Source organism: Streptomyces sp. NBC_01428 (assembly GCF_036231965.1).
Lineage (GTDB): Bacteria > Actinomycetota > Actinomycetes > Streptomycetales > Streptomycetaceae > Streptomyces.
In genome coordinates this window covers 6,061,645-6,086,392 of the sequence record NZ_CP109499.1, presented here as the reverse complement: position 1 = coordinate 6,086,392, position 24,748 = coordinate 6,061,645, and the positions used below count along the sequence as shown (strand labels likewise).

The 24,748-nt window shown below is 69.6% G+C and carries 19 protein-coding genes; 2 read left to right on the top strand and 17 right to left on the bottom strand.

Features of this window, described 5'->3' with window-relative positions; translation table 11 throughout:
• Positions 1–27 precede the first annotated feature (27 nt).
• A complete protein-coding gene (locus tag OG406_RS26345; RefSeq protein ID WP_329188109.1) occupies positions 28–1,263 on the bottom strand; it encodes a hypothetical protein in 1,236 nt (411 codons plus the stop codon).
• Positions 1,264–1,426: 163 nt separating this feature from the next.
• Between OG406_RS26345 and OG406_RS26340 the strand changes: the two genes are divergently transcribed.
• Positions 1,427–2,116, top strand: coding sequence for a DUF899 domain-containing protein (locus OG406_RS26340; RefSeq protein ID WP_329188107.1), 690 nt, complete (start codon positions 1,427–1,429; stop codon positions 2,114–2,116).
• 74 nt (positions 2,117–2,190) lie between these two features.
• Here the strand turns inward: OG406_RS26340 and OG406_RS26335 are convergent, their stop codons facing one another.
• From OG406_RS26335 to OG406_RS26285, 11 genes are all read right to left on the bottom strand, one after another.
• Positions 2,191–4,155, bottom strand: a complete 1,965-nt coding sequence (locus OG406_RS26335) for a TIGR03960 family B12-binding radical SAM protein (protein WP_266613670.1) — start codon at positions 4,153–4,155, stop codon at positions 2,191–2,193.
• Between the two features lie 97 nt (positions 4,156–4,252).
• A complete protein-coding gene (locus OG406_RS26330) occupies positions 4,253–5,827 on the bottom strand; it encodes a CYTH and CHAD domain-containing protein (RefSeq protein WP_329188104.1) in 1,575 nt (524 codons plus the stop codon).
• 157 nt (positions 5,828–5,984) lie between these two features.
• Positions 5,985–7,181: a rod shape-determining protein RodA gene (gene rodA, locus OG406_RS26325; protein ID WP_081217253.1), complete on the bottom strand. Its 1,197-nt coding sequence runs from the start codon at positions 7,179–7,181 to the stop codon at positions 5,985–5,987.
• Positions 7,182–7,214: 33 nt separating this feature from the next.
• Entirely contained in the window at positions 7,215–9,479 is a 2,265-nt protein-coding gene (mrdA, locus tag OG406_RS26320; RefSeq protein WP_266848542.1) for a penicillin-binding protein 2, read from the bottom strand.
• A gap of 140 nt (positions 9,480–9,619) precedes the next feature.
• A complete protein-coding gene (gene mreD / locus OG406_RS26315) occupies positions 9,620–10,291 on the bottom strand; it encodes a rod shape-determining protein MreD (RefSeq protein ID WP_164369336.1) in 672 nt (223 codons plus the stop codon).
• Positions 10,292–10,309: 18 nt separating this feature from the next.
• The gene (mreC, locus tag OG406_RS26310) at positions 10,310–11,248 is read right to left on the bottom strand and encodes a rod shape-determining protein MreC (RefSeq protein ID WP_081217256.1); all 939 of its coding nucleotides are present in this window, start codon (positions 11,246–11,248) and stop codon (positions 10,310–10,312) included.
• A gap of 220 nt (positions 11,249–11,468) precedes the next feature.
• The gene (locus OG406_RS26305) at positions 11,469–12,488 is read right to left on the bottom strand and encodes a rod shape-determining protein (RefSeq protein WP_164369335.1); all 1,020 of its coding nucleotides are present in this window, start codon (positions 12,486–12,488) and stop codon (positions 11,469–11,471) included.
• Positions 12,489–12,870: 382 nt separating this feature from the next.
• The gene (ndk, locus tag OG406_RS26300; RefSeq protein ID WP_164369334.1) at positions 12,871–13,284 is read right to left on the bottom strand and encodes a nucleoside-diphosphate kinase; all 414 of its coding nucleotides are present in this window, start codon (positions 13,282–13,284) and stop codon (positions 12,871–12,873) included.
• Positions 13,285–13,436: 152 nt separating this feature from the next.
• Positions 13,437–13,844 (bottom strand): DUF4233 domain-containing protein, encoded by a 408-nt coding sequence (locus tag OG406_RS26295; RefSeq protein ID WP_329188098.1) that lies wholly within the window; start codon positions 13,842–13,844, stop codon positions 13,437–13,439.
• Between the two features lie 5 nt (positions 13,845–13,849).
• Positions 13,850–15,385 (bottom strand): bifunctional tetrahydrofolate synthase/dihydrofolate synthase, encoded by a 1,536-nt coding sequence (gene folC / locus OG406_RS26290; RefSeq protein ID WP_266613683.1) that lies wholly within the window; start codon positions 15,383–15,385, stop codon positions 13,850–13,852.
• A 335-nt stretch (positions 15,386–15,720) separates the two neighbouring features.
• Positions 15,721–18,345, bottom strand: coding sequence for a valine--tRNA ligase (locus tag OG406_RS26285; RefSeq protein ID WP_266848536.1), 2,625 nt, complete (start codon positions 18,343–18,345; stop codon positions 15,721–15,723).
• Positions 18,346–18,481: 136 nt separating this feature from the next.
• Between OG406_RS26285 and OG406_RS26280 the strand changes: the two genes are divergently transcribed.
• Entirely contained in the window at positions 18,482–19,465 is a 984-nt protein-coding gene (locus OG406_RS26280) for a hypothetical protein (protein WP_329188094.1), read from the top strand.
• Positions 19,466–19,532: 67 nt separating this feature from the next.
• On the opposite strand, the gene OG406_RS26275 is transcribed toward OG406_RS26280, so the two are convergent.
• The 5 genes from OG406_RS26275 to tig form a co-directional block, all read right to left on the bottom strand.
• The gene (locus OG406_RS26275) at positions 19,533–19,805 is read right to left on the bottom strand and encodes a hypothetical protein (RefSeq protein ID WP_329188092.1); all 273 of its coding nucleotides are present in this window, start codon (positions 19,803–19,805) and stop codon (positions 19,533–19,535) included.
• A 212-nt stretch (positions 19,806–20,017) separates the two neighbouring features.
• Positions 20,018–21,304: an ATP-dependent Clp protease ATP-binding subunit ClpX gene (clpX, locus tag OG406_RS26270; RefSeq protein WP_081221566.1), complete on the bottom strand. Its 1,287-nt coding sequence runs from the start codon at positions 21,302–21,304 to the stop codon at positions 20,018–20,020.
• Between the two features lie 160 nt (positions 21,305–21,464).
• Positions 21,465–22,145: an ATP-dependent Clp protease proteolytic subunit gene (locus tag OG406_RS26265; RefSeq protein ID WP_081217263.1), complete on the bottom strand. Its 681-nt coding sequence runs from the start codon at positions 22,143–22,145 to the stop codon at positions 21,465–21,467.
• A 118-nt stretch (positions 22,146–22,263) separates the two neighbouring features.
• Positions 22,264–22,869, bottom strand: a complete 606-nt coding sequence (locus OG406_RS26260; protein WP_060897745.1) for an ATP-dependent Clp protease proteolytic subunit — start codon at positions 22,867–22,869, stop codon at positions 22,264–22,266.
• Between the two features lie 424 nt (positions 22,870–23,293).
• A complete protein-coding gene (gene tig, locus OG406_RS26255; protein WP_267050785.1) occupies positions 23,294–24,679 on the bottom strand; it encodes a trigger factor in 1,386 nt (461 codons plus the stop codon).
• Positions 24,680–24,748: the final 69 nt, after the last annotated feature.

Here is a 24,748-nt window from a genome sequence, read left to right as displayed (position 1 = left end):
TTCGGGCTGTCGCTTGCCCAGTGTCGTTCAGTCCTTCGTGAGTGCGGTCGTACTGCTACCTAGAGTACGTGTACCGCCCGCGACTGGTTCCCTCGGACCGAGCGGGTCCGGCTCCCGGGCGACGCCGGCCCGTGGTTCCGGCGGTGGCGCGGGCCGTGATTCCGGGGCCCCGGCGAGCTGTGGCTCCCCCGGCGGGCCGAAGAGCAGACGGCGGAAGTCGGCGCGGGCCTGGCGCGCCCCGTCGCGCGCGGCGGCCAGGGCCTGCCGTGCCGCCCTCCCCGCACTGCGTGCCGCCTCGGCGGCGGGTTTGAGCACCAGGTCGCGGACGGTGTGCCCGACCGGCGTCAGCACGGTCCGGTAGGCCCAGCGGGCCGGATCCACGAGGATCCATGTCAGGAGCCGTCCGAGGAACCGTCCGACGGCGAGCGAGAGGTGTCCGGCGACCCGCCACGCGTGCCCGAGGGCGTCGCCGACCTCCCGTCCGACGACGGCGAGCGCCCGGCCGACCGGGACGAGCACCCAGCGCCACAGCGCGAGCGCGGGCAGCACCAGCAGGACGCGCGCCGTCCAGTAGAGGACGGCGCCGATGCCGAGCAGCATCATCCGTACGACCCACACGAGCCCGGTGAGCAGCAGGACGACCGCTCTCGCCACGGGGGTGAGCACCCACCGGTGGAGCCAGGTGGCCGGTACGACCACCAGGTACCGCGCCAACCAGGTGGCCGGCACGACCACCAGGTACCGCGCCAGCCAGGCGGCCACGGTCCACAGACCGCCGCCGACGGCGCCGAGGACGAGCCCGATGCCCCTGAGCAGCGCGGCGACGGCATGTCCCACGGGCGTGAGCAGCCGCGCGTACATCCAGCCCAGCACCGACCCGACGCCGCCGGCGAACCGGGCGAGCGCGTGGCCGAGCGGGGTCAGGACCGCGCGGTACAGCCACACCGCCGGCACCACGAGCAGCACCCGCCCCAGCCAGGCCAGTGCCGTGCCGAGCGGCACGACGACGTACCGCCACAGGGCCACCCACGGCCAGACGAACAGGGCCCGCGCCACCCAGCCGACGACCCGCCCCAGCGGGCGCAGCGCGGTGTCCCGGAGGAGCCGCCCGCCCACGACGCACGCGTCCCACAGCATGCGCACCGGCACGACGAGCACGAGCACCACGATCCGCACGGGAACGCGGATCGCCACGGCGAGACAGCCCTCGGCTCCCGCCCCGGGCGGCCCGACCGGCCCGGCGGACGGTTTTTCCAGATCCATACCTGCCTAGACGCAGCGACCACCCCGATGGATGCGACGCACGGGCAACCGGCGTCGCCGCGGTGCGGGCGGGCATCGGCCGTACGCGGCCGATGAGTTCCCGCCCCTCGCGCAGTCTGCCTCTGCACAAGGGAACGTCGCGTACGAGTTCTGTGAGGGGACCATGAGCGCACTACCACCCGTCGTCGACAGCGCGACCTGGGAGCACCGGCTGGAGGCCCTGCGGGCGCGGGAGAAGGCCGCGACGCGGGAGCTCGACGCCGTCGCCGCCGAGCGCCGCCGGCTGCCGATGGTCGAGATGCCGGAGTACACGCTGGAGGGCGCCGACGGCCCCGTCCGGCTCGCGGACGTCTTCGAGGGCAGGCGGCAGCTGATCGTCTACAACCACATGTGGTTCGCCGGGCAGGAGTGGCAGTGCCCCGGCTGCACGGGGTTCACCTCGCAGTACACCCGCCTGGAGTTCCTCGACCGGTACGACGCCCGCTTCGTCGTCGTCACCCAGGGCCCCGTCGACGAGGCGCTCGCCTACAAGGAGCGGGTCGGCAACCGGATGACGTGGTACTCGACGGCCGACAGCCCGTTCGGGACGGATGTCGGCGCCCCGCCCGGCGGCGGCTTCGCCGTCAACGTGTTCCTGCGCGACGGCGACACCGTCTATCGCACCTGGCACACCGAAGGCCGCGGCACCGAGCAGCTGAGCCACACCTTCGCGCTCATCGACCTCCTGCCGTACGGCCGCCAGGAGGAGTGGCAGGACTCCCCCGAGGGCTGGCCCCAGTCCCCCACCTACAGCCGCTGGGCCGCGTCGAAGGACATCGCGGCGGCGTACGGCCCGGGGACAGGCCACGCCTGAGGACGGCCGCACAGCGAGGCGCCCCCTTCCGTCGGGAAGGGGGCGCCTCGTTCGGTTCCGCGTCGCACGTGCCCTCAGTGCGCGTGCCCGCCGGCCGCCGGAGCCGCGTTCTTGACGGTCAGCGGCAGCAGCTTCTTGCCGGTCGGGCCGATCTGGATGCTCGTGTCCATCTGCGGGCACACGCCGCAGTCGAAGCAGGGGGTCCAGCGGCAGTCGTCGACCTCGGTCTCGTCGAGGGAGTCCTGCCAGTCCTCCCAGAGCCAGTCCTTGTCGAGACCGGAGTCCAGGTGGTCCCAGGGCAGGACCTCCTCGTAGGAGCGCTCGCGGGTCGTGTACCAGTCGAGGTCCACGCCGAAGTCGGGAAGCGTCTTGTCGGCGCAGCGCATCCAGCGCTCGTACGAGAAGTGCTCGCGCCAGCCGTCGAAACGGCCGCCGTCCTCGTAGACGGCGCGGATGACGGAGCCGATGCGGCGGTCGCCGCGGGACAGCAGGCCCTCGACGATTCCGGGCTTGCCGTCGTGGTAGCGGAAGCCGATCGAGCGGCCGTACTTCTTGTCGCCGCGGATCTTGTCGCGGAGCTTCGTGAGGCGGGCGTCCGTGTCCTCGGCGGAGAGCTGCGGCGCCCACTGGAAGGGGGTGTGGGGCTTGGGGACGAAGCCGCCGATCGACACCGTGCAGCGGATGTCGTTCTGGCCGGAGACCTTGCGGCCCTCGGCGATCACGTTCATCGCCATGTCGGCGATCTGCAGGACGTCCTCGTCCGTCTCGGTCGGCAGCCCGCACATGAAGTAGAGCTTCACCTGGCGCCAGCCGTTGCCGTAGGCGGTGGAGACGGTCCGGATGAGGTCCTCCTCCGAGACCATCTTGTTGATGACCTTGCGCATGCGCTCGGAGCCGCCCTCGGGGGCGAAGGTGAGGCCCGACCGGCGGCCGTTGCGGGTCAGCTCGTTCGCCAGGTCGACGTTGAAGGCGTCCACGCGGGTGGAGGGCAGGGAGAGACCGATCTTGTCCTCCTCGTACCGGTCCGCGAGGCCCTTGGCGATGTCGCCGATCTCCGAGTGGTCGGCGGAGGACAGGGAGAGCAGGCCGACCTCCTCGAAGCCGGTCGCCTTCAGGCCCTTCTCCACCATCTCGCCGATGCCGGTGATGGACCGCTCGCGCACCGGGCGGGTGATCATGCCGGCCTGGCAGAAGCGGCAGCCGCGGGTGCAGCCGCGGAAGATCTCCACCGACATGCGCTCGTGGACGGTCTCCGCGAGGGGGACCAGGGGCTGCTTGGGGTAGGGCCACTCGTCGAGGTCCATCACCGTGTGCTTGGAGACGCGCCACGGGACACCCGACTTGTTCGGGACCACGCGGGCGATCCGGCCGTCGGGGAGGTACTCGACGTCGTAGAAGGCGGGGATGTAGACGTTGCCGGTCTTCGCGAGGCGGAAGAGGACCTCCTCGCGGCCTCCCGGGCGGCCCTCGGCCTTCCAGGTGCGGATGATCTCCGTCATGTCGAGCACGGCCTGCTCGCCGTCGCCGATGACCGCCGCGTCGATGAAGTCGGCGATCGGCTCGGGGTTGAACGCGGCGTGCCCGCCGGCCAGCACGATCGGGTCGTCGAGGGTGCGGTCCTTCGACTCCAGCGGGATGCCGGCCAGGTCGAGGGCGGTCAGCATGTTCGTGTAGCCCAGCTCCGTGGAGAAGGACAGGCCGAACACGTCGAAGGCCTTCACCGGGCGGTGGCTGTCCACGGTGAACTGGGGGACCCGGTGCTCGCGCATCAGCTCCTCCAGGTCGGGCCAGACGCTGTAGGTGCGCTCGGCGAGGACGCCCTCGCGCTCGTTCAGCACCTCGTAGAGGATCATGACGCCCTGGTTGGGCAGGCCGACCTCGTACGCGTCGGGGTACATGAGCGCCCAGCGGACGTCGCACTCCTCCCACGGTTTCACCGTGGAGTTGAGTTCTCCGCCGACGTACTGAATGGGCTTCTGCACATGCGGGAGCAGGGCTTCGAGCTGTGGGAAGACCGACACAGCGGTTTCGGCAGACATCTCGCGAACCTTCGTGAGCCGACAGGGGTGACCATTCAGCGTAACGCGGACGGGAGCCCCCTCCGCCCACGGTCGTCCGCCCCCCGGGCGGTGGCCGTCAGACGGACGCCTGCTCCAGCGTCGCCCGCCAGGCCTCCGGCAGCGCCGCCTCGACCGCCGCGGCACGCTGTTCCTCGCGGCCGTACAGCACCCCGTAGGTGAACGAGCTCTCTCCCGCCGCGTGTGCCAGGGCCGCCAGTTCCCGCAGGGCCTCGCGGGTCATCACGCTGTCCTGGTGGTCGCCGAGGAGTCCCTGGAGCGCCTTCATGGCCTTGGTGAGGCCGGCGGCCGGAGCGCCCAGCGCGGGGAGGGCGGTCTCGGCGGCGTAGCGGGTGCGCTTGGCCTTCTTGCGGGCCTCGTGCAGGGCGACGTCGCGGTCGGTGCCGGGCTCCCCGCCGAGTGCCTGTGCGACGAGGTCGGAGACCTTCGCGAAGTCCTTGCGGACCGCTTTGGCGATGACCCTTTCGGGGTCTCCGGCGGCGGCCCGGAGCAGCGGCGGGTCGTTCACGAGGGCGTCGAGGGCGCTCAGGAGTGCCAGGTACCGCTTGCCGTCGAGCACGGCGAGGAGGCGGCGCCGGGAGCCGCCGTGGCGGGCGTGCGCCCAGGTGCGCAGCCGGGCGCGGACGGGGCCGACGACCAGGGTGCGCGGGAGTTCGCCGAGGGCCTGGGTGAGGCGCTCGGTGAGGACCTCCCGGTCGCGGTCGACGCCGAGTTCGCCGGCGAGCCATTTCAGCTCGTCGCCGATCGGCCCGGTGACGGCGGGGTCGAGGATCCTGGCGTACGAGCCGAAGGTGCCGCGCAGGCGACGGGTGGCGACGCGCATGCTGTGCACGGAGTCGGGGAGGTCGCGGCGGACGTCGGGGTCGAGTTCGACGATGGCGTCGCGCTGGGCGCGGAGGTGGGCGAGGACGTGGTCGCCCGCGGTGACGGGGTCCGTCGCGGGGGCGGGGTCTGTCGCGGGGCCGGGTTTCGACGGGTGCCCGCCCTTCAGCGCCCGCTTGCGGCCTCGCTTGCCGGCCGGCTCACCGGTCTCCGCGAGCGCCTTGGCGAGTTTGGAGGGTGCGGCGGAGCGGTGCAGGCCGGCCTTGCGGAGTCTCTTCTCGACCGTGCCGAGGAAGGCGGGGTCGCCGCCGTCGGCGAGTTCCACCTCGATCTCGGTCCAGGCGGCGGTGCCCCCGCCTCCGTCGAGCCGCTCCGCGCGGACCCGGTCGAGGCTGACCTCGGCGAGCAGGGCGCCTGAGCCGTCGACGAGGTGGCGGACGTCTCGGGCGGACAACAGGCGGACGAGGGGGATGAGTTCGGTGTCGCGCACCCGGGAGCGGACCAGGCCGGACAGGGCGCGGGGCACCGTGTCGGAGAGGGGTGCGCGGATCTCGTCGCGTACGCCGTCGGAGACGGGGAGTTTGAGGTGCCAGCCGGCGTCGGCTCCCCCGGTGCGGCGGCGCAGGGTGAGGGAGGCGGCGGCGAGGCGTTGGTCGCGGGTGTCGTAGTAGGTGGCGTCGAGTTCGGTGACGCCCTGGTCCACGACGGCGGCGACGCCCGGGACGCCGCCGAGGTCCGGGAGGCCGTCGGCGCCGTTCTCGGTTGCGGGACCCTCGTACTTGCGCTCGATCTCGCGTTTCGTGTCCGCCATGAACCGAATCTAGACGCGATACGGCGCCCTGGGCAGTACCCGATCGGCCTCTCCTGGCCGGCTTGCGGCCCCCGCTCGACGTCCTGGCGGGTGCGGCCGGGCGGCCGGTGCGGCCGGACCTCAGGGGTCCCGCAGTCGCCCCGGCCGCCCGGGGCGCCTATGCCGACATCGGCCGCTGCACTCTGATCGACTGCAGCAGCCCCACCGCGACCCAGACGGCGAACATGGAGGATCCGCCGTAGGACACGAAGGGCAGGGGTAGACCGGCGACCGGCATGATGCCGAGCGTCATGCCGATGTTCTCGAAGGCCTGGAAGGCGAACCAGGCGATGATGCCGGCGGCGACGATCGTGCCGTACAGCTCGGTCGTCTCGCGGGCGATGCGGCAGGCGCGCCACAGGACCACGCCGAGGAGGACCAGGATCAGGCCCGCTCCGACGAAGCCGAGTTCCTCGCCGGCGACGGTGAAGACGAAGTCGGTCTGCTGCTCGGGCACGAACTGGCCGGTCGTCTGCGAGCCCTGGCCGAGGCCGGTGCCGAAGAGGCCGCCGGAACCGATGGCGATGCGGGCCTGGTTGGTGTTGTAGCCGACGCCGGCCGGGTCGAGGTCGGGGTTGGCGAAGGCGGCGAAGCGGTTGATCTGGTACTCGTCGAGGATCTTGAGCTGCCAGACGGCGATCGCGCCGAGGGCACCCGCGCCGATCAGGCCGAACACCCAGCGGTTGGAGGCTCCGGAGGACAGCAGGACGCCGAGCACGATGATGACCGCGACCATGATGGTGCCGAGGTCGGGCATGAGCAGCACGATCATCATCGGTACGGCCGCCAGGCCCAGCGCCTGGAGCACCGTGCGGTGGTCGGGGTACTGCTTGTCGCCCGCGTCGACCCGCGTGGCCAGCAGCATCGCCATGCCGAGGATGATCGTGATCTTGATGAACTCGGCGGGCTGGAGCGACAGACCGCCGGCGACGAGCCAGTTGCGCTGGCCGTTGATCGTCGCGCCGAGCGGGGTCAGCACCAGCAGGATCATGAAGACCGACAGGCCGTACAGGATCGGCACGGCCGTGCGCAGGGTGCGGTGGCCCAGCCAGATCGTGCCGATCATCAGGCCGATGCCGATGCCCGTGTTCATCAGATGGCGGATGAGGAAGAAGTACGGGTCGCCCTGGTTGATCTCGGTGCGGTTGCGGGTCGCCGAGTAGACGAGGGCCGCGCCGATCAGGGAGAGCGCGACGGCCGAGAACAGTATCGGCCAGTCGAGCCGGCGGGCGAGCGAGTCGCGGGCGAACAGGCGTGTCCAGCCCGCGCGCTCGGGTCCGTACCCGGAGACGGAGAAGTTGTTGGCTCCGGTCATGTCAGATCCTCAAGCCGTTGGTCGCCGCGGTGGTCATGTCAGGACCTTCTTCCCCCGCGGCTTCCCCCGGCGGGCCGAGCGCCTGCGGGTGTCACGGTTCGCGGCGGTCGGTGAGGGTGTCGTGCCCGCGGGGAGGTCCTGGCCCGGGTCCGTGGTCCCGTCCCGGAGGGCGTCGTTGGCCTTCAGGTCCTTGACCGGGTCCTTGGAGACCTCCGGGGAGTCGATCGAGCCGTCGCTCTCGATCTTCGGCAGGCTCTTCTGCGGGGTGGCCAGGAGGGCCTTCTTCTTGTCGATGGCGCCGTCCGCGGAGACGCCGTAGAGCGCGTTGTAGATCTTGCGCACGGCCTCACCGGACGCTCCCGAACCCGTACCGGCCTGGGAGATCGTCATGATGATCGTGTAGTCCTTGGAGTACGTGGCGAGCCAGGACGTCGTCTGCTTGCCGTAGACCTCGGCGGTACCGGTCTTGGCGTGCAGCGGGATCTTGTCCTGGGGCCAGCCGCCGAACTTCCAGGCGGCGGTACCGCGGGTGACGACGCCCGCGAAGGCATCGTTTATCCCCCTCAGCGTCGCCTGGTCGACCGGCAGTCTGCCGTTCTTCTTCGGCTTGATCTCCTGGACGGTCTTGCCGTCGGGGCTGACGAGGGCCTTGCCGATGGTCGGGGCGTACAGCGTGCCGCCGTTGGAGACCGCGGAGTAGATGGCCGCCTCCTGGATCGGGGTGACGAGGGTGTCACCCTGACCGATGGAGTAGTTGATCGAGTCGCCCTCGCGCATCCGGTTGCCTTCGAGGCAGTTCTCGTACGCGATCTGCTGGACGTACGTGCCGCCCTTCTTGCCGGTCTTGCACCAGACGGCCTTGTTGGCCTTCCAGTAGTCCGCCTTCCACTTGCGGTCGGGGACGCGGCCGGTGACCTCGTTGGGGAGGTCGATGCCGGTCTCCTTGCCGAGACCGAACTGGTGGGCGGCCTTGTAGAAGTAGTCCTTGGGGGTCTTCTTCGGGCTGATGCCCCCGTCCCTCTTCCACTCGTTGTCGGAGAGGCCGTAGAAGACGGTGTCGCAGGAGACCTCGAGGGCGCGGCCGAGGGAGATGGGGCCGAAGCTCTCGCCCTCGAAGTTCTTGAAGACCTGGTTGCCGACGGAGTAGGAACTCGTGCACGGGTAGTGCCCGTCGAAGGCGTATCCGGCCTCGACGGCGGCGGCCGTGGAGATCACCTTGAACGTCGAGCCGGGCGCGGACTGACCCTGGATGGCCCGGTTCAGCAGCGGGTAGTTCGACTTCTTGCCGGTGAGGGCGGTGTAGTCCTTGCCCGAGATGCCGCCGACCCAGGCGTTCGGGTCGTACGACGGGTTGGACGCCATGGCGACGACACGGCCGGTCTTGGCCTCCATCACCACGACGGCACCGGAGTCGGCCTTGTAGTTCTCGCCGGTGATCTTGTCGAACTGGGTGCGGGCGACCTTCATCGCGTCGTTCAGCTCGTACTCCGCGACCCGCTGGACCCGGGAGTCGATGCTGGTGACGAGGTTCTCGCCGGGCTCGGCCTTGTCGCTCTTGGCCTGGCCGATGACACGGCCGAGGTTGTCGACCTCGTAGCGGGTGACGCCGGCCTTGCCGCGCAGTTCCTTGTCGTACTCGCGCTCCAGGCCCGACCGTCCGACCTGGTCGGAGCGCAGGTACGGGGAGTCGGTGTCCTTGGCCTTGGTGATCTCGTCGTCGGTGACGGGCGAGAGGTAGCCGAGCACCTGGGCGGTGTTGGCCTGTCCGGGGGCGGCGTAGCGGCGCACGGCCTCGGGTTCGGCGCTGATGCCGGGGAAGTCCTCGGAGCGCTCGCGGATCTGGAGGGCCTGCTTGGCGGTGGCCTCGTCGGTGATGGGGATGGGCTGGTAGGGCGAGCCGTTCCAGCAGGGCTGCGGCGTCTTGGCGTCGCACAGCCGGACCTTCTCCATGACGTCCTTGGGCTTGAGGCCGAGGACGCCGGCGAGCTTGGTGAGGACGGCGCGGCCGTCGTCCCGCATCTTCAGCAGGTCGGTGCGCGAGGCGGAGACCACGAGCCGGGTCTCGTTGTCGGCGATCGGCACGCCGCGCGCGTCGAGGATCGAGCCGCGCACGGCGGGCTGGACGACCTGCTGGACGTGGTTGCCGGAGGCTTCCTTGGCGTATTCGTCGCCGTTGCGGATCTGGAGGTACCAGAGGCGGCCGCCCAGGGTGCCGAGGAGGGAGAGTACGAGAATCTGGATGACGACGAGCCGGATCTGGACCCGTGGGGTCCGGCCGGTCTCCGGGATGTTGGTCACTGCTTGTGCCTCCCCCTCTCAGTGTGTGTACGTGACATACGAGTACACGGCGAACCTGTGCGCGGCGAGCCCGCGGCCGGCCAAGTTCCGTGAGCCGTGCGGCGCTTGGGACGAGGGCCGGACGGATCTCCTCGGTGTCCTCACAGGCGCTTCACCCCCTTGATGCGTCCCGCGCGGGCGACCCGCGCCTTGGCGGCCTTCACGCGCAGTCCGCTGCGCTGGCTTCCGATGCGCAGCCCGGTGCCGGAGGACAGCCAGCCGGTCGAGACGTCGCCGGCCTTGCCGGCCGAACCGCCCTCGGCGAGCGGGTCGTTCTCGGCGCGCCGGGCGAGTGCCATCACCACGGGGACGACGAACGGCGCGAGCAGCAGGTCGTAGAGGGCCGCGGTGAACAGCAGGCTGGTCAGCCCGACGTGGCGGGCGGCGGTGTCGCCGACGAGGGCGCCGACTCCCGCGTAGAGCAGGGTGGATCCGATCGCGGCGACGACGACCACGGCCATCGGGCCGGTGGCCGACTTGAGCCGGCCGTTCTCCGGCTTGACCAGGCCGGCGCAGTAGCCGATGACGCACAGGACCAGGGCGTAGCGCCCTGCGGCGTGGTCGGCGGGCGGGACGACGTCGGAGAGCAGACCGGCGCCGAAGCCGATGAGCGCGCCGCCGACGTGGCCGTAGACCATGGCGAGGGCGATCACGGTCAGGAGCACCAGGTCCGGGACGGCGCCCGGGAGATGGAGACGGGCAAGAACGCTCACCTGGATCACCAGGGCGACGACCACCAGGGTGACGGAGAGCAGCATCCTGTTGAAACGCATGGGATTCGGCTCCTCCTGCTACTGCTGCTGGCCGTCGACGGGGGCGTTCGCCGAGGGGGTGACCGTGACGGTCACCGTCGGTGTGGGCGTGGGTTTGGGTTTCGGCGGCAGCACGGCGTCGCGCGGGTCGCTCTTCGGGGCGGTCACGACGACCCCGAGGATGTCGAGCTTGGTGAACGAGACGAACGGCTTGACGTAGACCGTGCGGGTCAGGTCGCCGCCGGAGGGGTCGACCCGGGAGACGGTGCCGACGGGCACGCCGGGGACGAACGGCTTGTCGGCCTGGGAGCCGAAGGTGATCAGCCGGTCGCCCTTCTTGATCTTCGCCTTGGCGTTGAGGAGTTCGACGCGCAGCGGGCTGTCGCCCTGTCCCGAGGCGAAGCCGAGTTCGTCGGTCGACTCCATGCGCGTGCCGACGGTGAAGTCGGGGTCGTTGGCGAGCAGCACCGTGGCGGTGTCCGGGCCGACGGTGGTGACGCGGCCGACGAGTCCGTCGCCGTTCAGGACGGTCATGTCGCGCTTGATGCCGTCATGGGCGCCGACGTCGATGGTGACGGTCCAGGAGAAGCCCTGGGCCGCTCCTATGGCGATCACCTCGGCGCCCTTGATCCCGTACTGGCCCTCGCCCGCCACCTTGATCATCTTGTCGAGCTGCTTGAGGCGGCTGCGGTTGCGGTCGTCGCTGCCGAGCTTCGCCTTCAACGCAGCGTTGTCGTGCTCCAGTTGGGCGACGCGGTCGTGGCGGTCGCCCGAGTCGCGGACCGCGGCGACGGCGTTGCCGACGGGGTCGACCGCGGACGACACCCCGTTCTCGATCGGGCCGAAGACCGTCGCGGCGGCCTGGCGGGCACCGTCGACCGGTGAGTCCTGCCCGCCGCGGATGTCCACCGTGATCAGTGCGAACGCGATGGCGATCAGCAGCACCAGGAGCAGCCGGCTCTCTCGTGTGTCCCTCACGTGCGGCGGCCGTGCCTTCCTCGTCGAAATGGGTCAACAGGGGCGCACCCCGGGCGAGAAGCCGGCCCGTGGGTGCGATGAGGCTGGGGTGATGGAGTGGAGGACGGGGTGACTGTTATGGGAGAGGTTATGTCTCTATGTCGCAGGAGTTTATGCCTCCACACCAACGATCCGCCGTACGAGAAGAGATCATCTCGTACGGCGGAATCGAAGCGTTACGTCATCGGCGGGGCTGCGCGTCCAGAACCTGCTGGAGCGCCTCGAATTCCTCGACGCACTTTCCGGCACCGAGCGCCACGCTGTCGAGCGGGTCCTCGGCGATGTGGATCGGCATACCGGTCTCGCGGCGGAGCCGCTCGTCGAGACCGCGCAGCAGGGCTCCGCCGCCGGTCAGAACGATTCCGCGGTCCATCACGTCACCGGAGAGTTCCGGCGGGCACTTGTCGAGGGTCGTCTTCACGGCGTCGATGATCGCGTTGACCGGCTCTTCGATGGCCTTGCGCACTTCGGCCGCGGAGATGACGACGGTCTTGGGCAGCCCGGAAACGAGATCCCGGCCGCGGATTTCGGTGTGTTCGTCATTGTCGAGGTCGTACGCCGAACCGATCGTGATCTTGATCTGTTCGGCCGTCCGCTCACCGAGAAGGAGGGAGTACTCCTTCTTGATGTGCTGGATGATCGCGTTGTCCAGTTCGTCGCCCGCGACGCGGATGGACTGGGCGGTGACGATGCCGCCGAGCGAGATGACCGCGACCTCCGTGGTGCCGCCGCCGATGTCCACCACCATGTTGCCCGTGGCCTCGTGGACCGGCAGGCCGGAGCCGATGGCCGCGGCCATGGGCTCCTCGATGATGTGCACCTGGCGGGCCCCGGCCTGGGACGACGCCTCGATGACGGCACGGCGCTCGACGCCTGTGATGCCGGAGGGCACGCAGACGACGACACGGGGGCGGGCGAGGTAGCGCCGCTTGTGGATCTTCAGGATGAAGTAGCGGAGCATGCGCTCGGTGATCTCGAAGTCGGCGATGACACCGTCCCTCAGCGGACGCACGGCAACGATGTTGCCGGGGGTCCGCCCGATCATCTTCTTCGCTTCGGCGCCTACCGCGAGGATGCCACCGGTGTTGGTGTTGATCGCGACGACGGACGGCTCGTTGAGTACGATCCCGCGACCCCTGACGTACACCAGCGTGTTGGCGGTCCCGAGGTCGACAGCCATGTCACGGCCGATGAACGACATTGAGTTCCCCATCAGGATTCGTCTGGCCTTCCCAAGTGGAGCTTTGACGGCTTTTTAGGACGGCGAGGTGGGTGCAGTGACGTGAAGGCTTCCATCGTAGACGCGCCTGCCCGAACACTGCGCGAGGGTCTTCGCCATTGTCAGCAGATGATGAGCCGCCTCGCTTCTGGAGACGGGCCATCGGGGGCACGCGTTCCCCCGATCGGCACGCATATGCCACGGGACGGCCGGAAATTTCACGGCCGCCCCAGGTCAGGCACTCCGAGAGCGGCTGACGCCCCCTCAGAAAAATTCTCGAAAATTTGCCGCGCGCCGCGCTCGAAAGATCCACCGGACGGCCGCCGGACCCCCCGTACGCGGGAACGGGACGTCGCTGCGACGCTCAGCCACGGCCGGGGAAGAAGATCTTCACCTCGCGCTCGGCGGACTCCTCGGAGTCCGAGGCGTGGATCAGGTTCTCGCGGACGATCACGCCGAAGTCACCGCGGATGGAACCGGGGGCGGCGGCGATCGGGTCGGTGGGACCGGCGAGGGCGCGCACGCCCTCGATGACCCGCTCGCCCTCGACGATGAGCGCCACGACCGGGCCGGAGGCCATGAACTGCACCAGCGGCTCGTAGAAGGGCTTGCCCTTGTGCTCGCCGTAGTGCTGCTCCAGCGTGTCCTGGTCCAGGGTCCGCAGCTCCAGCGCGGTGATCTGCCAGCCGGCCTTCCGCTCGATACGGCTGATGATCTCGCCGGTCAGGCCGCGACGGACGGCGTCGGGCTTGAGGAGGACGAGGGTGCGCTGGCTCACGGGGTGGCTCCTTCAGGTCACAAATGTGCGGGTCACCGAGGCTACAGGGCGTGTCGGGGGCGCTGTCACGCAGCGTCAGGTGATACGCGCGCCCACCCTCCCGTCCCAACGACCGGCCCGGGGCGGCGCGTCGCCGCCCCCTCCCGGCAGACCTACGCCGGCGTGCCGCCCGCCTCCGCCTGCGGCTGGGACCGGGTCCGCTCCGGGGCGGTGCCCTCCCCCCCCGACGCGGCCTGGGCGGCGAACCGCGCCTTCGCCTCGTCGATCTTCCGCCCGTAGTGGACCGACGCCCACCACAGGGCGGCGAAGATCGCGCCGAGGACGAACATCGACGGGACGAAGAAGCCGCCGCCGATCAGCAGGATCTGCAGCGCCCAGCCGAGCTGGACACCGCCGGGCCGGGTGATCATGCCGCACAGCAGCACGCTCAGCAGCATCAGGACACCGCAGACCGTCCAGACCGTGGCCGTGGACAGATCGGGTTCCTTCATGGCCACGAGACCGGCGAAGCCGATGACGAAGAACTCGCCGATCAGCGTGGAAGCACAGAGCACGCGCACGACAGTCAGCCCCTCCCGAGGAGCAGCCGGGCCTCGCCGACCGTGATGACGGATCCGGTGACCAGCACGCCGCCGCCCGCGTACTCGCCCTCTTCCTCGGCGAGCGTGATCGCGGCCTCCAGCGCGTCGTCGAGCCGCGGCTCGACCTGCACCCGGTCGTCGCCGAAGACCTCGACGGCGATCCCGGCCAGCTCGTCCGCGTCCATCGCGCGGTGGCTGGAGTTCTGCGTGACGACGACCTCGGCGAAGATCGGCTCGAAGGCCTCCAGCAGTTCCCGCACGTTCTTGTCGCCGCTCGCGCCGACCACCCCGATGAGGCGGCTGAAGTCGAACACCTCGCTCACCGCCTCGGCGGTGGCCCGGGCGCCGGCCGGGTTGTGCGCCGCGTCGAGCACCACGGTCGGCGACCGGCGCACGATCTCCAGCCGGCCCGGCGAGGTGACGGAGGCGAACGCCTTGCGCACGGTGTCGATGTCCAGCCGCTCGGCGTGCGCCGCGCCGACGCCGAAGAACGCCTCGACGGCGGCCAGCGCCACCGCCGCGTTGTGCGCCTGGTAGGCGCCGTGCAGCGGCAGGAACACCTCCTCGTACTCGCCGCCGAGACCGCGCAGCGTCAGGAGCTGTCCGCCGACCGCGACGTGGCGGGCGACGACGCCGAACTCCAGGCCCTCGCGGGCCACGGTCGCGTTGACCTCGACGGCCTTCTTCAGCAGCACCTGGGCCGCGTCGACCGGCTGCTGGGCCAGGATCACGGTGGAGTCCTGCTTGACGATCCCGGCCTTCTCGACGGCGATCTCGCCGGGCGTCTCGCCGAGACGGTCGGTGTGGTCGAGGTCGATGGGGGTCACGACGGCGACATCACCGTCGATCACGTTCGTGGCGTCCCAGCTGCCGCCCATGCCCACCTCGACGACGGCGACGTCCACGGGAGCGTCGGCGAAGGCCGCGTAGGCCATGCCGGTCAGCACCTCGAAGAACGACAGCCGGTACTCCTGCTGCCCGTCGACCATCTCGATGTACGGCTTGATGTCGTTGTACGTCTCGATGAACCGCTCGGCGGAGATCGGCGCCCCGTCCAGGCTGATCCGCTCGGTGACCGACTGGACGTGCGGGCTGGTGTAACGCCCGGTGCGCAGGTCGAAGGAGCTCAGCAGCGCCTCGATCATGCGGGCCGTGGACGTCTTGCCGTTCGTGCCCGTGATGTGGATCGAGGGGTACGCGCGCTGCGGATCGCCGAGGACGTCCATCAGCGCGGCGATCCGGTCGACGGAGGGCTCCAGCTTGGTCTCGCCCCAGCGGCCGGCCAGTTCCGTCTCGACCTCGCGCAGCGCCTTGTCGACCTCGGGGTCGGCGGGGCGCGCGGGTACGTCGGCCTGCCGGCCGTCGTGGCCCTGGGTGCGCAGGGTGCGGCTGCCCGCCGCGATCACCGCGAGGTCGGGGTCACGGTCGGTCTCGGCCTCGACGATCTCCTCGAAGAGACCGAGCGGATCACGCTCCGGGTCGTCGGGCGCGCTGCTGTCGTGCGGGGGGAGGTCGCTCACGGGGCCAGTCTACGGAGGGGGCGGGGGGTGCGGACGTCTGGGTGTTTTTCGCCCCCTCCGCCGCCCGAGATCTTTCAGCCTCTCGCCGACCTGAGGCGTTTCAGCCCCTCCGGCGACCTGAGGCGTTTCAGCCCCTCCGCCGGCCTGAGCTCCTTCAGCCCCTCCGGCGCTCGTGACAATTCAGCCCCTCCGGCGTTTGAGGAGCGGGGTCCGGGGCGGAGCCCCAGGTACGGGACGGGTAGGGGCGGAGGGGGCGAAAAACTCTCGGTCGGGTACGGCGAAGGCCCCCGGGACCGAGCGGTCCGGGGGCCTTCGTGTCTCCGTGGGGCCGGCGACTACGCCTCGGGGAGGCGGGTCAGCTGGTCCTGGATGCGGGTGATGTCCTCGTCCGCCTTGGCGAGGCGGGTGCGGATCTTGTCCACCACCTGATCGGGTGCCTTCGCCAGGAACGCCTCGTTGCCGAGCTTGGCGTTGGCCTGCGCCTTCTCCTTCTCGGCGGCGGCGAGGTCCTTGGCGAGCCGCTTGCGCTCGGCGGCGATGTCGATCGTGCCCGACAGGTCGAGCGCGACCGTGGCTCCGGCCACCGGCAGGGTCGCCGTGGCCGCGAAGCTGTCGCCCTCCGGCTGGAGGCGCAGCAGCTGGCGGATGGCCGCCTCGTGCGGGGCGAACGCCGTCCCGTCGAGGACCAGCCGGGCCGGGACCCGCTGACCGGGCTGGAGACCCTGGTCGTTGCGGAAGCGGCGGACCTCGGTGATCACCGACTGGAGCGACTCGATCTCGCGCTCGGCGGCGGTGTCGCGGAAGCCGCTGTCCTTGGGCCACTCGGCGATGACGACGGACTCGCCACCGGTGAGCGTCGTCCAGAGCGTGTCCGTGACGAACGGGACGATCGGGTGGAGCAGCCGCAGCGTGACGTCGAGGACCTCGCCGAGGACCCGGCCGGAGACCTTCGCGGGCTCGCCGCCCGCCATGAACGTCGTCTTGGACAGCTCGACGTACCAGTCGAAGACCTCGTCCCAGGCGAAGTGGAACAGGGCGTCCGACAGCTTGGCGAACTGGAAGTCGTCGTAGAGGGCGTCCACTTCGGCGACCGTGGTGTTCAGCCGGGACAGGATCCAGCGGTCGGTGGCCGACAGCTCCTCGGCGGGCGGGAGTTCGCCCTCGACCGTCGCACCGTTCATCAGCGCGAAGCGGGTGGCGTTCCAGATCTTGTTCGCGAAGTTGCGCGAGCCCTGGACCCAGTCCTCGCCGATCGGCACGTCGACACCGGGGTTGGCGCCGCGCGCGAGCGTGAAGCGCAGGGCGTCGCTGCCGTACTTGTCCATCCAGTCCAGCGGGTTGACCGCGTTCCCGAAGGACTTGGACATCTTCTTGCCGAACTGGTCGCGGACCATGCCGTGCAGGGCGATGGTGTGGAACGGCGGGGTGCCGTCCATCGCGTACAGGCCGAACATCATCATCCGGGCGACCCAGAAGAAGAGGATGTCGTAACCGGTGACCAGGACGGAGTTCGGGTAGAACTTCGCGAGGCTCTCGGTCTGTTCGGGCCAGCCGAGCGTGGAGAACGGCCACAGGCCGGAGGAGAACCAGGTGTCGAGGACGTCGGTGTCCTGGTGCCAGCCCTCGCCCGTGGGGGCCTCGTCGTCCGGTCCGACGCAGACGATCTCGCCGCCCGGTCCGTACCAGACGGGGATGCGGTGGCCCCACCACAACTGCCGCGAGATGCACCAGTCGTGGAGGTTGTCGACCCAGTCGAAGTAGCGCTTCTCCATCTCCTGCGGGTGGATCTTGACCTTGCCGTCACGGACCGCGTCGCCGGCGGCCTTCGCGAGCGGGCCGACCTTGACCCACCACTGCATGGACAGCCGCGGCTCGATGGTGGTCTTGCAGCGCGAGCAGTGGCCGACCGAGTGGACGTAGGGGCGCTTCTCGGCGACGATCCGGCCGTCGGCGCGCAGGGCGGCGACGATGGCGGAGCGGGCCTCCAGGCGGTCCAGGCCCTGGAAGGGGCCGGGGACCGTGATGACGGCGTGCTCGTCCATGACGGCGATGTTGGGCAGGTCGTGGCGCTGCCCGATCTCGAAGTCGTTCGGGTCGTGGGCGGGCGTCACCTTGACGGCGCCGGTGCCGAACTCGGGGTCGACGTGCTCGTCCGCGACGACCGGGATGGACCGTTCGGTCAGCGGGAGGCGGATGAGCTTGCCGACGAGGTGCTTGTACCGCTCGTCGTCGGGGTGGACCGCGACGGCGGTGTCACCGAGCATCGTCTCGGCACGGGTGGTGGCGACGACGATCGCGTCGTCCCCGTCCCCGTACTTCATGGAGACCAGCTCGCCGTCGTCGTCCTGGTACTCGACCTCGATGTCCGAGATGGCGGTCAGACAGCGGGGGCACCAGTTGATGATGCGCTCGGCGCGGTAGATCAGCTCGTCGTCGTAGAGCTTCTTGAAGATCGTCTGGACGGACTGGGAGAGGCCCTCGTCCATGGTGAAGCGCTCGCGCGACCATGCGACGCCGTCGCCGAGGCGGCGCATCTGCCCGGAGATCTGTCCGCCGGACTCGGCCTTCCACTGCCAGACGCGCTCGACGAACGCCTCCCGGCCGAGGTCGTGCCGGGACTTGCCCTCCTTGCCGAGCTCCCGCTCGACGACGTTCTGCGTGGCGATGCCGGCGTGGTCCATGCCGGGCTGCCACAGCGTCTCGAAGCCCTGCATGCGCTTGCGGCGGGTGAGGGCGTCGATGAGCGTGTGCTCGAAGGCGTGCCCGAGGTGGAGGGAGCCCGTGACGTTCGGCGGCGGGATGACGACCGTGAACGGCGGCTTGTCGCTCTTCGCGTCCGCCTCGAAGTAACCCCGTTCCACCCAGCGCTCGTAGAGCGGCCCCTCTACATCGGCCGGCGCGTACTGGGTCGGCAGTTCGGAGGTGGGCGCTGCTTGCGGCTGCTGAGAGTTCTCGGTCACGGGGTCAGTTTAGGGGCGTCACACCCGTGTCCCGAAACGGGATTACTTCGTAACGGTGCGGCCCCCGGAGACCTGGCCCCTCGCCCTGTGCGCCAGGATGTGAGGAACACATAAGCATCTGGAGGGGAACCCAGAAATGAGCTACAACCAGCCGGGCCCGTACGGCGGGCAGCCCCAGCAGCCCGGACCGTACGGTCAGCCGGGCGGCGGGCAGCCCCCACAGCCGGGGCCCTACGGCCAGCCGGGCCCCTACGGCCAGCCGCCGCAGCAGGCTCCCCAGCCGGGCTACGGGTACCCGCAGCAGGCTCCCCCGGCGCAGCCCGGTTACGGCTACCCGCAGCAGGCCCCGCAGCCCGGCCAGCCGCAGACCCCTCCCTACGGCCAGCAGCCCCCGTACGGCCAGCCCCCGTACAACACCGCCCCGATGCCGCCGGTGCCGTCCGGCGGCAAGAAGAAGACGGGCCTGATCATCGGCGGCGTCGCCGTGGTCGCGGCGATAGCCGTGGGCGTGTACTTCGCGATCGGCGGGGGCGGGGGCGGCGCGGACGTCGCCGACGACGGCCCTCACAAGCTGACGACTCCGGCGACGGTTCTCGGCGGCGAGTACAAGAAGTCCAGTGACGCCGACAGCGGTGGTTTCGACGCGAACGACGTCAAGGACGCCGAGAAGCACGGCGTGAAGAACGCCCAGGACGTGCACGCCGGCTACCAGTCGGGGGACAAGGACAACCCGCTCGCCCTGAAGATGATCAACTTCATGGGCGTGTACGGCGACATCGCCGACCCCGAGGCAGTCGTCGACGGCATGTTCGCCGAGATGAAGAAGAGCGCCACCAAGGACGGCGACGGCGAGGTCGTCGGCAGCCCCAAGGCCTACACCCCGAGCGGTCTCGACGGCGCGGTGCTCAAGTGCCAGGAGACGAAGGTCAAGGACACCGACTCGTCCGGCACCGGCCCGAGCGAGATCCACATGCCGGTGTGCATCTGGGGCGACCACAGCACCCTCGGCGTCATCATCGACGTCGACCTGGCCGCCGCCATGACGGGCAAGAGCCCCGACCTGAGCGCCGCGGCCGACCTCACGGCCAAGTTCCGCAAGGACGTGCGCGTCAAGGCCTAGCGGTTCACCGCACAGCGGAGGGGCGCGGCCGGTCGGCCGCGCCCCTCCGCGCGTATCAGCTACCCGCTCAGGCCCACTGACAGGCGGTGTTCGCCACGTCGTACCGGACACCGGCGAGCATCAGCTTCTGAAGGCACATGGCGTTGGCCTGCCCGCCGACGTGCGGCCAGCCGCACGCGGTCTTCACCTTCGGGCCCACGACGTATCCGGCGTGGCTCACCACACCCGTGCACTGCTTGACCGTGGCGGAGGCCGGTCCTGCCGTGGCGAGGGGCACAACCCCCAAGGCCGCGACCACACTTGCCGCCATGGAGATGCGCTTGAACTTCTGCGACTTCATACCGGGTCCTCCCGTTTCACTGCGTCAGACAATCGAACGCACGGTCGATGCGAACGCGGTGACCAAACCACGCGGAGCAGCGCGGTTTCAGGATTTCCCATGAACATGGCTTGATCGTTTCGGTTCGGGCAGCGGAAGCCGCACGCGCCCGGCCAAGACGAAGGGGCGCCCGACGGAATCCGCCGGGCGCCCCTTCTTCGTCTGGTGTCGCGTTACGCCGTCTTCTGCTCGCCCGGGCCGCCGCGGCGGGCGTCCCTGGGGATCAGGGTCGGGTTGACGTTCGACAAGACGACGTCGGCGGTGATGACCACGCGGGCGACGTCCTTGCGGGACGGGACCTCGTACATCACGGCCTGGAGGACTTCCTCCATGATCGCGCGCAGGCCTCGCGCGCCGGTCTGGCGGAGGATGGCCTGGTCGGCGATGGCCTCCAGGGCCTCACGCTCGAAGTCCAGCTCCACGCCGTCGAGTTCGAAGAGGCGCTGGTACTGCTTGACCAGCGCGTTGCGCGGCTCGACGAGAATCTGGAGGAGGGCCTCGCGGTCCAGGTTGTGGACCGAGGTGATCACCGGGAGACGCCCGATGAACTCGGGGATCATGCCGAACTTGACCAGGTCCTCCGGCATGACGTCCTCGAACTGGTCCTTGGACTCCAGCTCCCGCTTCGAGCGGATCGTCGCGCCGAAGCCGATGCCCTTGGCGCCGGCCCTCGACTCGATGAGCTTCTCCAGACCGGCGAACGCTCCGCCCACGATGAACAGGACGTTCGTCGTGTCGATCTGGATGAACTCCTGGTGCGGGTGCTTGCGACCGCCCTGCGGCGGGACCGAGGCCGTCGTGCCCTCGAGGATCTTGAGCAGGGCCTGCTGGACACCCTCACCGGACACGTCACGCGTGATCGACGGGTTCTCGCTCTTGCGGGCCACCTTGTCGATCTCGTCGATGTAGATGATCCCGGTCTCGGCCTTCTTGACGTCGTAGTCGGCGGCCTGGATGAGCTTCAGCAGGATGTTCTCGACGTCCTCGCCGACATATCCCGCCTCCGTCAGCGCCGTCGCGTCCGCGATGGCGAACGGGACGTTCAGCATGCGCGCGAGGGTCTGGGCGAGCAGCGTCTTGCCGGAGCCCGTGGGGCCCAGCAGGAGGATGTTGGACTTCGCCAACTCGATGGCGTCCTCGCGATTCTGGCCCGCGCTGTTCTCACCGGCCTGGACGCGCTTGTAGTGGTTGTACACCGCGACGGAGAGCGCCTTCTTCGCGGACTCCTGTCCGACGACGTATCCCTCGAGGAACTCGTAGATCTCGCGAGGCTTGGGGAGTTCCTCCCAGCGCACCTCGCTCGTCTCCGCGAGTTCTTCCTCGATGATCTCGTTGCAGAGGTCGATGCACTCGTCGCAGATGTACACACCGGGGCCTGCGATGAGCTTCTTGACCTGCTTCTGGCTCTTGCCACAGAACGAGCACTTGAGCAGATCGCCGCCGTCACCGATGCGTGCCACGGTGTGCTTCCCCTTCGCCTGGGAGTCGCCTGGATCCAGCGGCTCCTGGTGCTGCCTTATGTCCGACGGTACCTTGCCGAGCCCCTCGTTCGGGCCCCCCTTGGCGCGGTTCACTTCGCAGCGAACCGCGCCGGGGAACGGCAGACGATACAGCGGTACGTCAGACAACCGCCGAGTTGTTCATCTTCCGGGTGGAGATGATCTGGTCGATCAGGCCGTACGCGAGCGCGTCCTCAGCCGTGAGGATCTTGTCGCGCTCGATGTCCTCGCGGATCTTCTCGATCGGCGTGGTCGAGTGCTTGGCCAGCATGTCTTCCAGCTGCGAGCGCATCCGGAGGATCTCGTTGGCGGCGATCTCGAGGTCCGAGACCTGGCCGCGGCCGGTCTCGCTGTACGGCTGGTGGATCAGCACACGGGCGTTCGGGAGCGCCATGCGCTTGCCCGGGGTGCCGGCGGCCAGCAGGATCGCGGCGGCCGAGGCGGCCTGGCCCATGCAGACCGTCTGGACGTCCGGCTTCACGAACTGCATCGTGTCGTAGATGGCCGTGAGGGCCGTGAACGAGCCACCGGGGCTGTTGATGTAGACCGAGATGTCACGGTCGGGGTCCATCGACTCCAGGCACAGGAGCTGCGCCATGACGTCGTTGGCTGAGGCGTCGTCGATCTGCACGCCGAGGAAGATCACGCGCTCCTCGAACAGCTTCGCGTACGGGTCGTACTCACGCACGCCCTGCGAGGTGCGCTCGACGAAGCGCGGGATGACGTAGCGGGACTCCGCACGAGGACCGGTGTACTCGGCCTCAGTGCGGGCGAAGAGGCCGCTGCCGGGGAAGTCGTTCACTGTGTCTCCTGAAAAGCCTGAAAAGGGCTGAGCGGTCGGCTGGGGGCCGCGCCGGGGCCCTGTGTCACCCGGGGGGCGACCAGGGGCCCTGCGCCGCCTCCGGGGGCGCTGGAGGGGCTTACGCCGCCCCGGTGCCGCCGCCGCCCGGCATACCGGCAGCGGTGGGCATGATGTCGTCGATGAGGCCGTACTCCTTGGCCTCGATCGGGTCGAACCAGCGGTCGCGGTCCGAGTCACGAGTGATCTGCTCGACGGTCTGACCGGTGTGGAAGGAGGTCAGCTCCGCCATCCGCTTCTTGGTGTGCAGCAGCCGCTCGGCGTGGATCTTGATGTCCGAGGCCGAGCCCGCGAGACCCGCGGACGGCTGGTGGATCAGGATCTCGGCGTTCGGCAGGGCGAAACGCTTGCCGGGCGTACCCGCGCTGAGCAGGAACTGGCCCATCGAGGCCGCCATGCCCATCGCGATCGTCACCACGTCGTTCTTGATGTACTGCATGGTGTCGTAGATCGCCATGCCGGCCGTGATCGATCCGCCGGGGCTGTTGATGTAGAGGTAGATGTCCTTGTCCGGGTCGGAGGCAAGGAGCAGCAGCTGCGCCGTGATCTTGTTGGCGATGTCATCGTCGACCGCCTGGCCGAGGAAGATGATCCGCTCGCCGAGCAGTCGGTTGTAGACCTGGTCGCCGAGGCCACCACCGATGGGGTCGCCGGCAGCTGTGGGCATCAGATTCGTCACGTATCCACCTGCTCGTCTTACGACGGCGCCGGGCCGTCTCACGTCTTCTGCTGGGGGCGTGGGACCCCGGTGCTTTACACCGCTCGGGGCGGCTTCGGGGACTCCCCTGCCCTCGTATTCATGGACCCTAACGCGCGGGTCCCTCCGGGGAATCCCGCAGAGGGAACTGTTCGCTGTGAGCGCATGCGCTGCGCTGGCCTGACCGGGGTTTTGATCCCGTCCCCGGAGGGGCTCGGAGAGCCTGTGGGGGCCTTGACAGGCCGCGCGGTCCGATGGCCCTGGCACCCGTGGCGCGGCTGCGGGGCGGTGGGGGTCGCTCGCGCAGTTCCCCGCGCCCCCTGAAAGCCGCTGGGCCCCGGAGACGAGAACGTCTCCGGGGCCCAGCGGCTCTCAGGCGTACAAGATGAGGTGATCAGGCCTCGGGCTTGTCCTCGGCCTCGGCCTCGGTGGTGGCCTCGACGGTCTCGGCCGTCTCGTCGGCCTCGTCCTCGTCGTCCAGGTCGACGACCTCGCCGTTGGTGTCCTTGACCGTGGCGGCCTCGACGACGACCGCGAGGGCCTTGCCGCGGGCGACCTCGCCGACGAGCATCGGAACCTGGCCGCCCTCGACGACGGCCTGGGCGAACTGGTCGGGGGACATGCCGGAGGACTGCGCGCGCCGCATGAGGTGCTCGGTGAGCTCCTCCTGGTTGACGTTCAGCTTCTCCTTGTTGACGAGCTCGTCGAGGACGAACTGCGTCTTGATGCCCTTGACCGCGGCTTCCTTGGTCTCGGCGTCGAACTCTTCCTCGGTCTTGCCCTGGATCTCCAGGTACTTGGCGAGGTCGAGGCCCATCTGGCCGAGCTGGTGGTGCTCGAGGTTGTGCTTGCGGGTCTGGATCTCGTCCTCGAGCAGCTTCTCGGGGACGGGCACCTCGACCAGCTCGAGCAGCTTCTCCAGGACACGCTCCTGGGCCTGCGTGGCCTGGTCGTACTGCTTCATGTTCTCGAGGCGCTTGCGGCTGTCGGCCTTCAGCTCGTCGAGGGTGTCGAACTCGGAGGCGAGCTGCGCGAACTCGTCGTCCAGCTCGGGCAGTTCACGGGCGGCGACCTGGGTGACCTTGACGGTGACCTGGGCCTCCTTGCCGGCGGCGGAGCCACCCTTCAGCTCGGAGGCGAAGGTGGTCTCGCCACCGGCCTCCAGGCCCTTGACGGCCTCGTCGATGCCGTCGAGCAGCTCACCCGAGCCGATGGTGTACGAGACGCCACTGGCGACGCCGTCCTCGAGGACCTCGTCGTCGACCTTGGCCTCCAGGTCGAGGGTGACGACGTCGTCGTCCTGGGCGGCGCGCTCGACCGGGGAGGTCGAGGCGAAACGCTCGCGCAGGTCGGAGACGGCCTTCTCGACGTCCTCGTCGCTGACCTCGACGGCGTCGACCTCGACCTCGATGCCGGAGTAGTCCGGGATCTCGATGGCGGGACGGATGTCGACCTCGGCGGTGAAGTTCAGCGTCTCGCCGTCCTTCAGCTCGGTGATGTCGACCTCGGGCTGTCCGAGGACATTCAGCTCAGCCTCGTTGACCGCTTCGGTGTAGAACTTCGGGAGCGCGTCATTGACGGCCTCTTCGAGCACGGCGCCGCGACCGAACCGCTGGTCGATGACGCGCGCCGGGATCTTGCCCTTCCGGAACCCCTTCACCGTGACCTGCTGGTTGATCTTCTTGTACGCCGCGTCGAGGCTGTCCTTGAGCTCCTCGAAGGGCACCTCGACAGTGAGCCGAACCCGAGTCGGGTTCAGGGTCTCCACGGCGCTCTTCACGGTTCGGTCTCCTTGTGGCTGACTTCTTGGGGGTTCTGCTGCGTGCTTCTGCCGGTCGGGCAGAGCTGG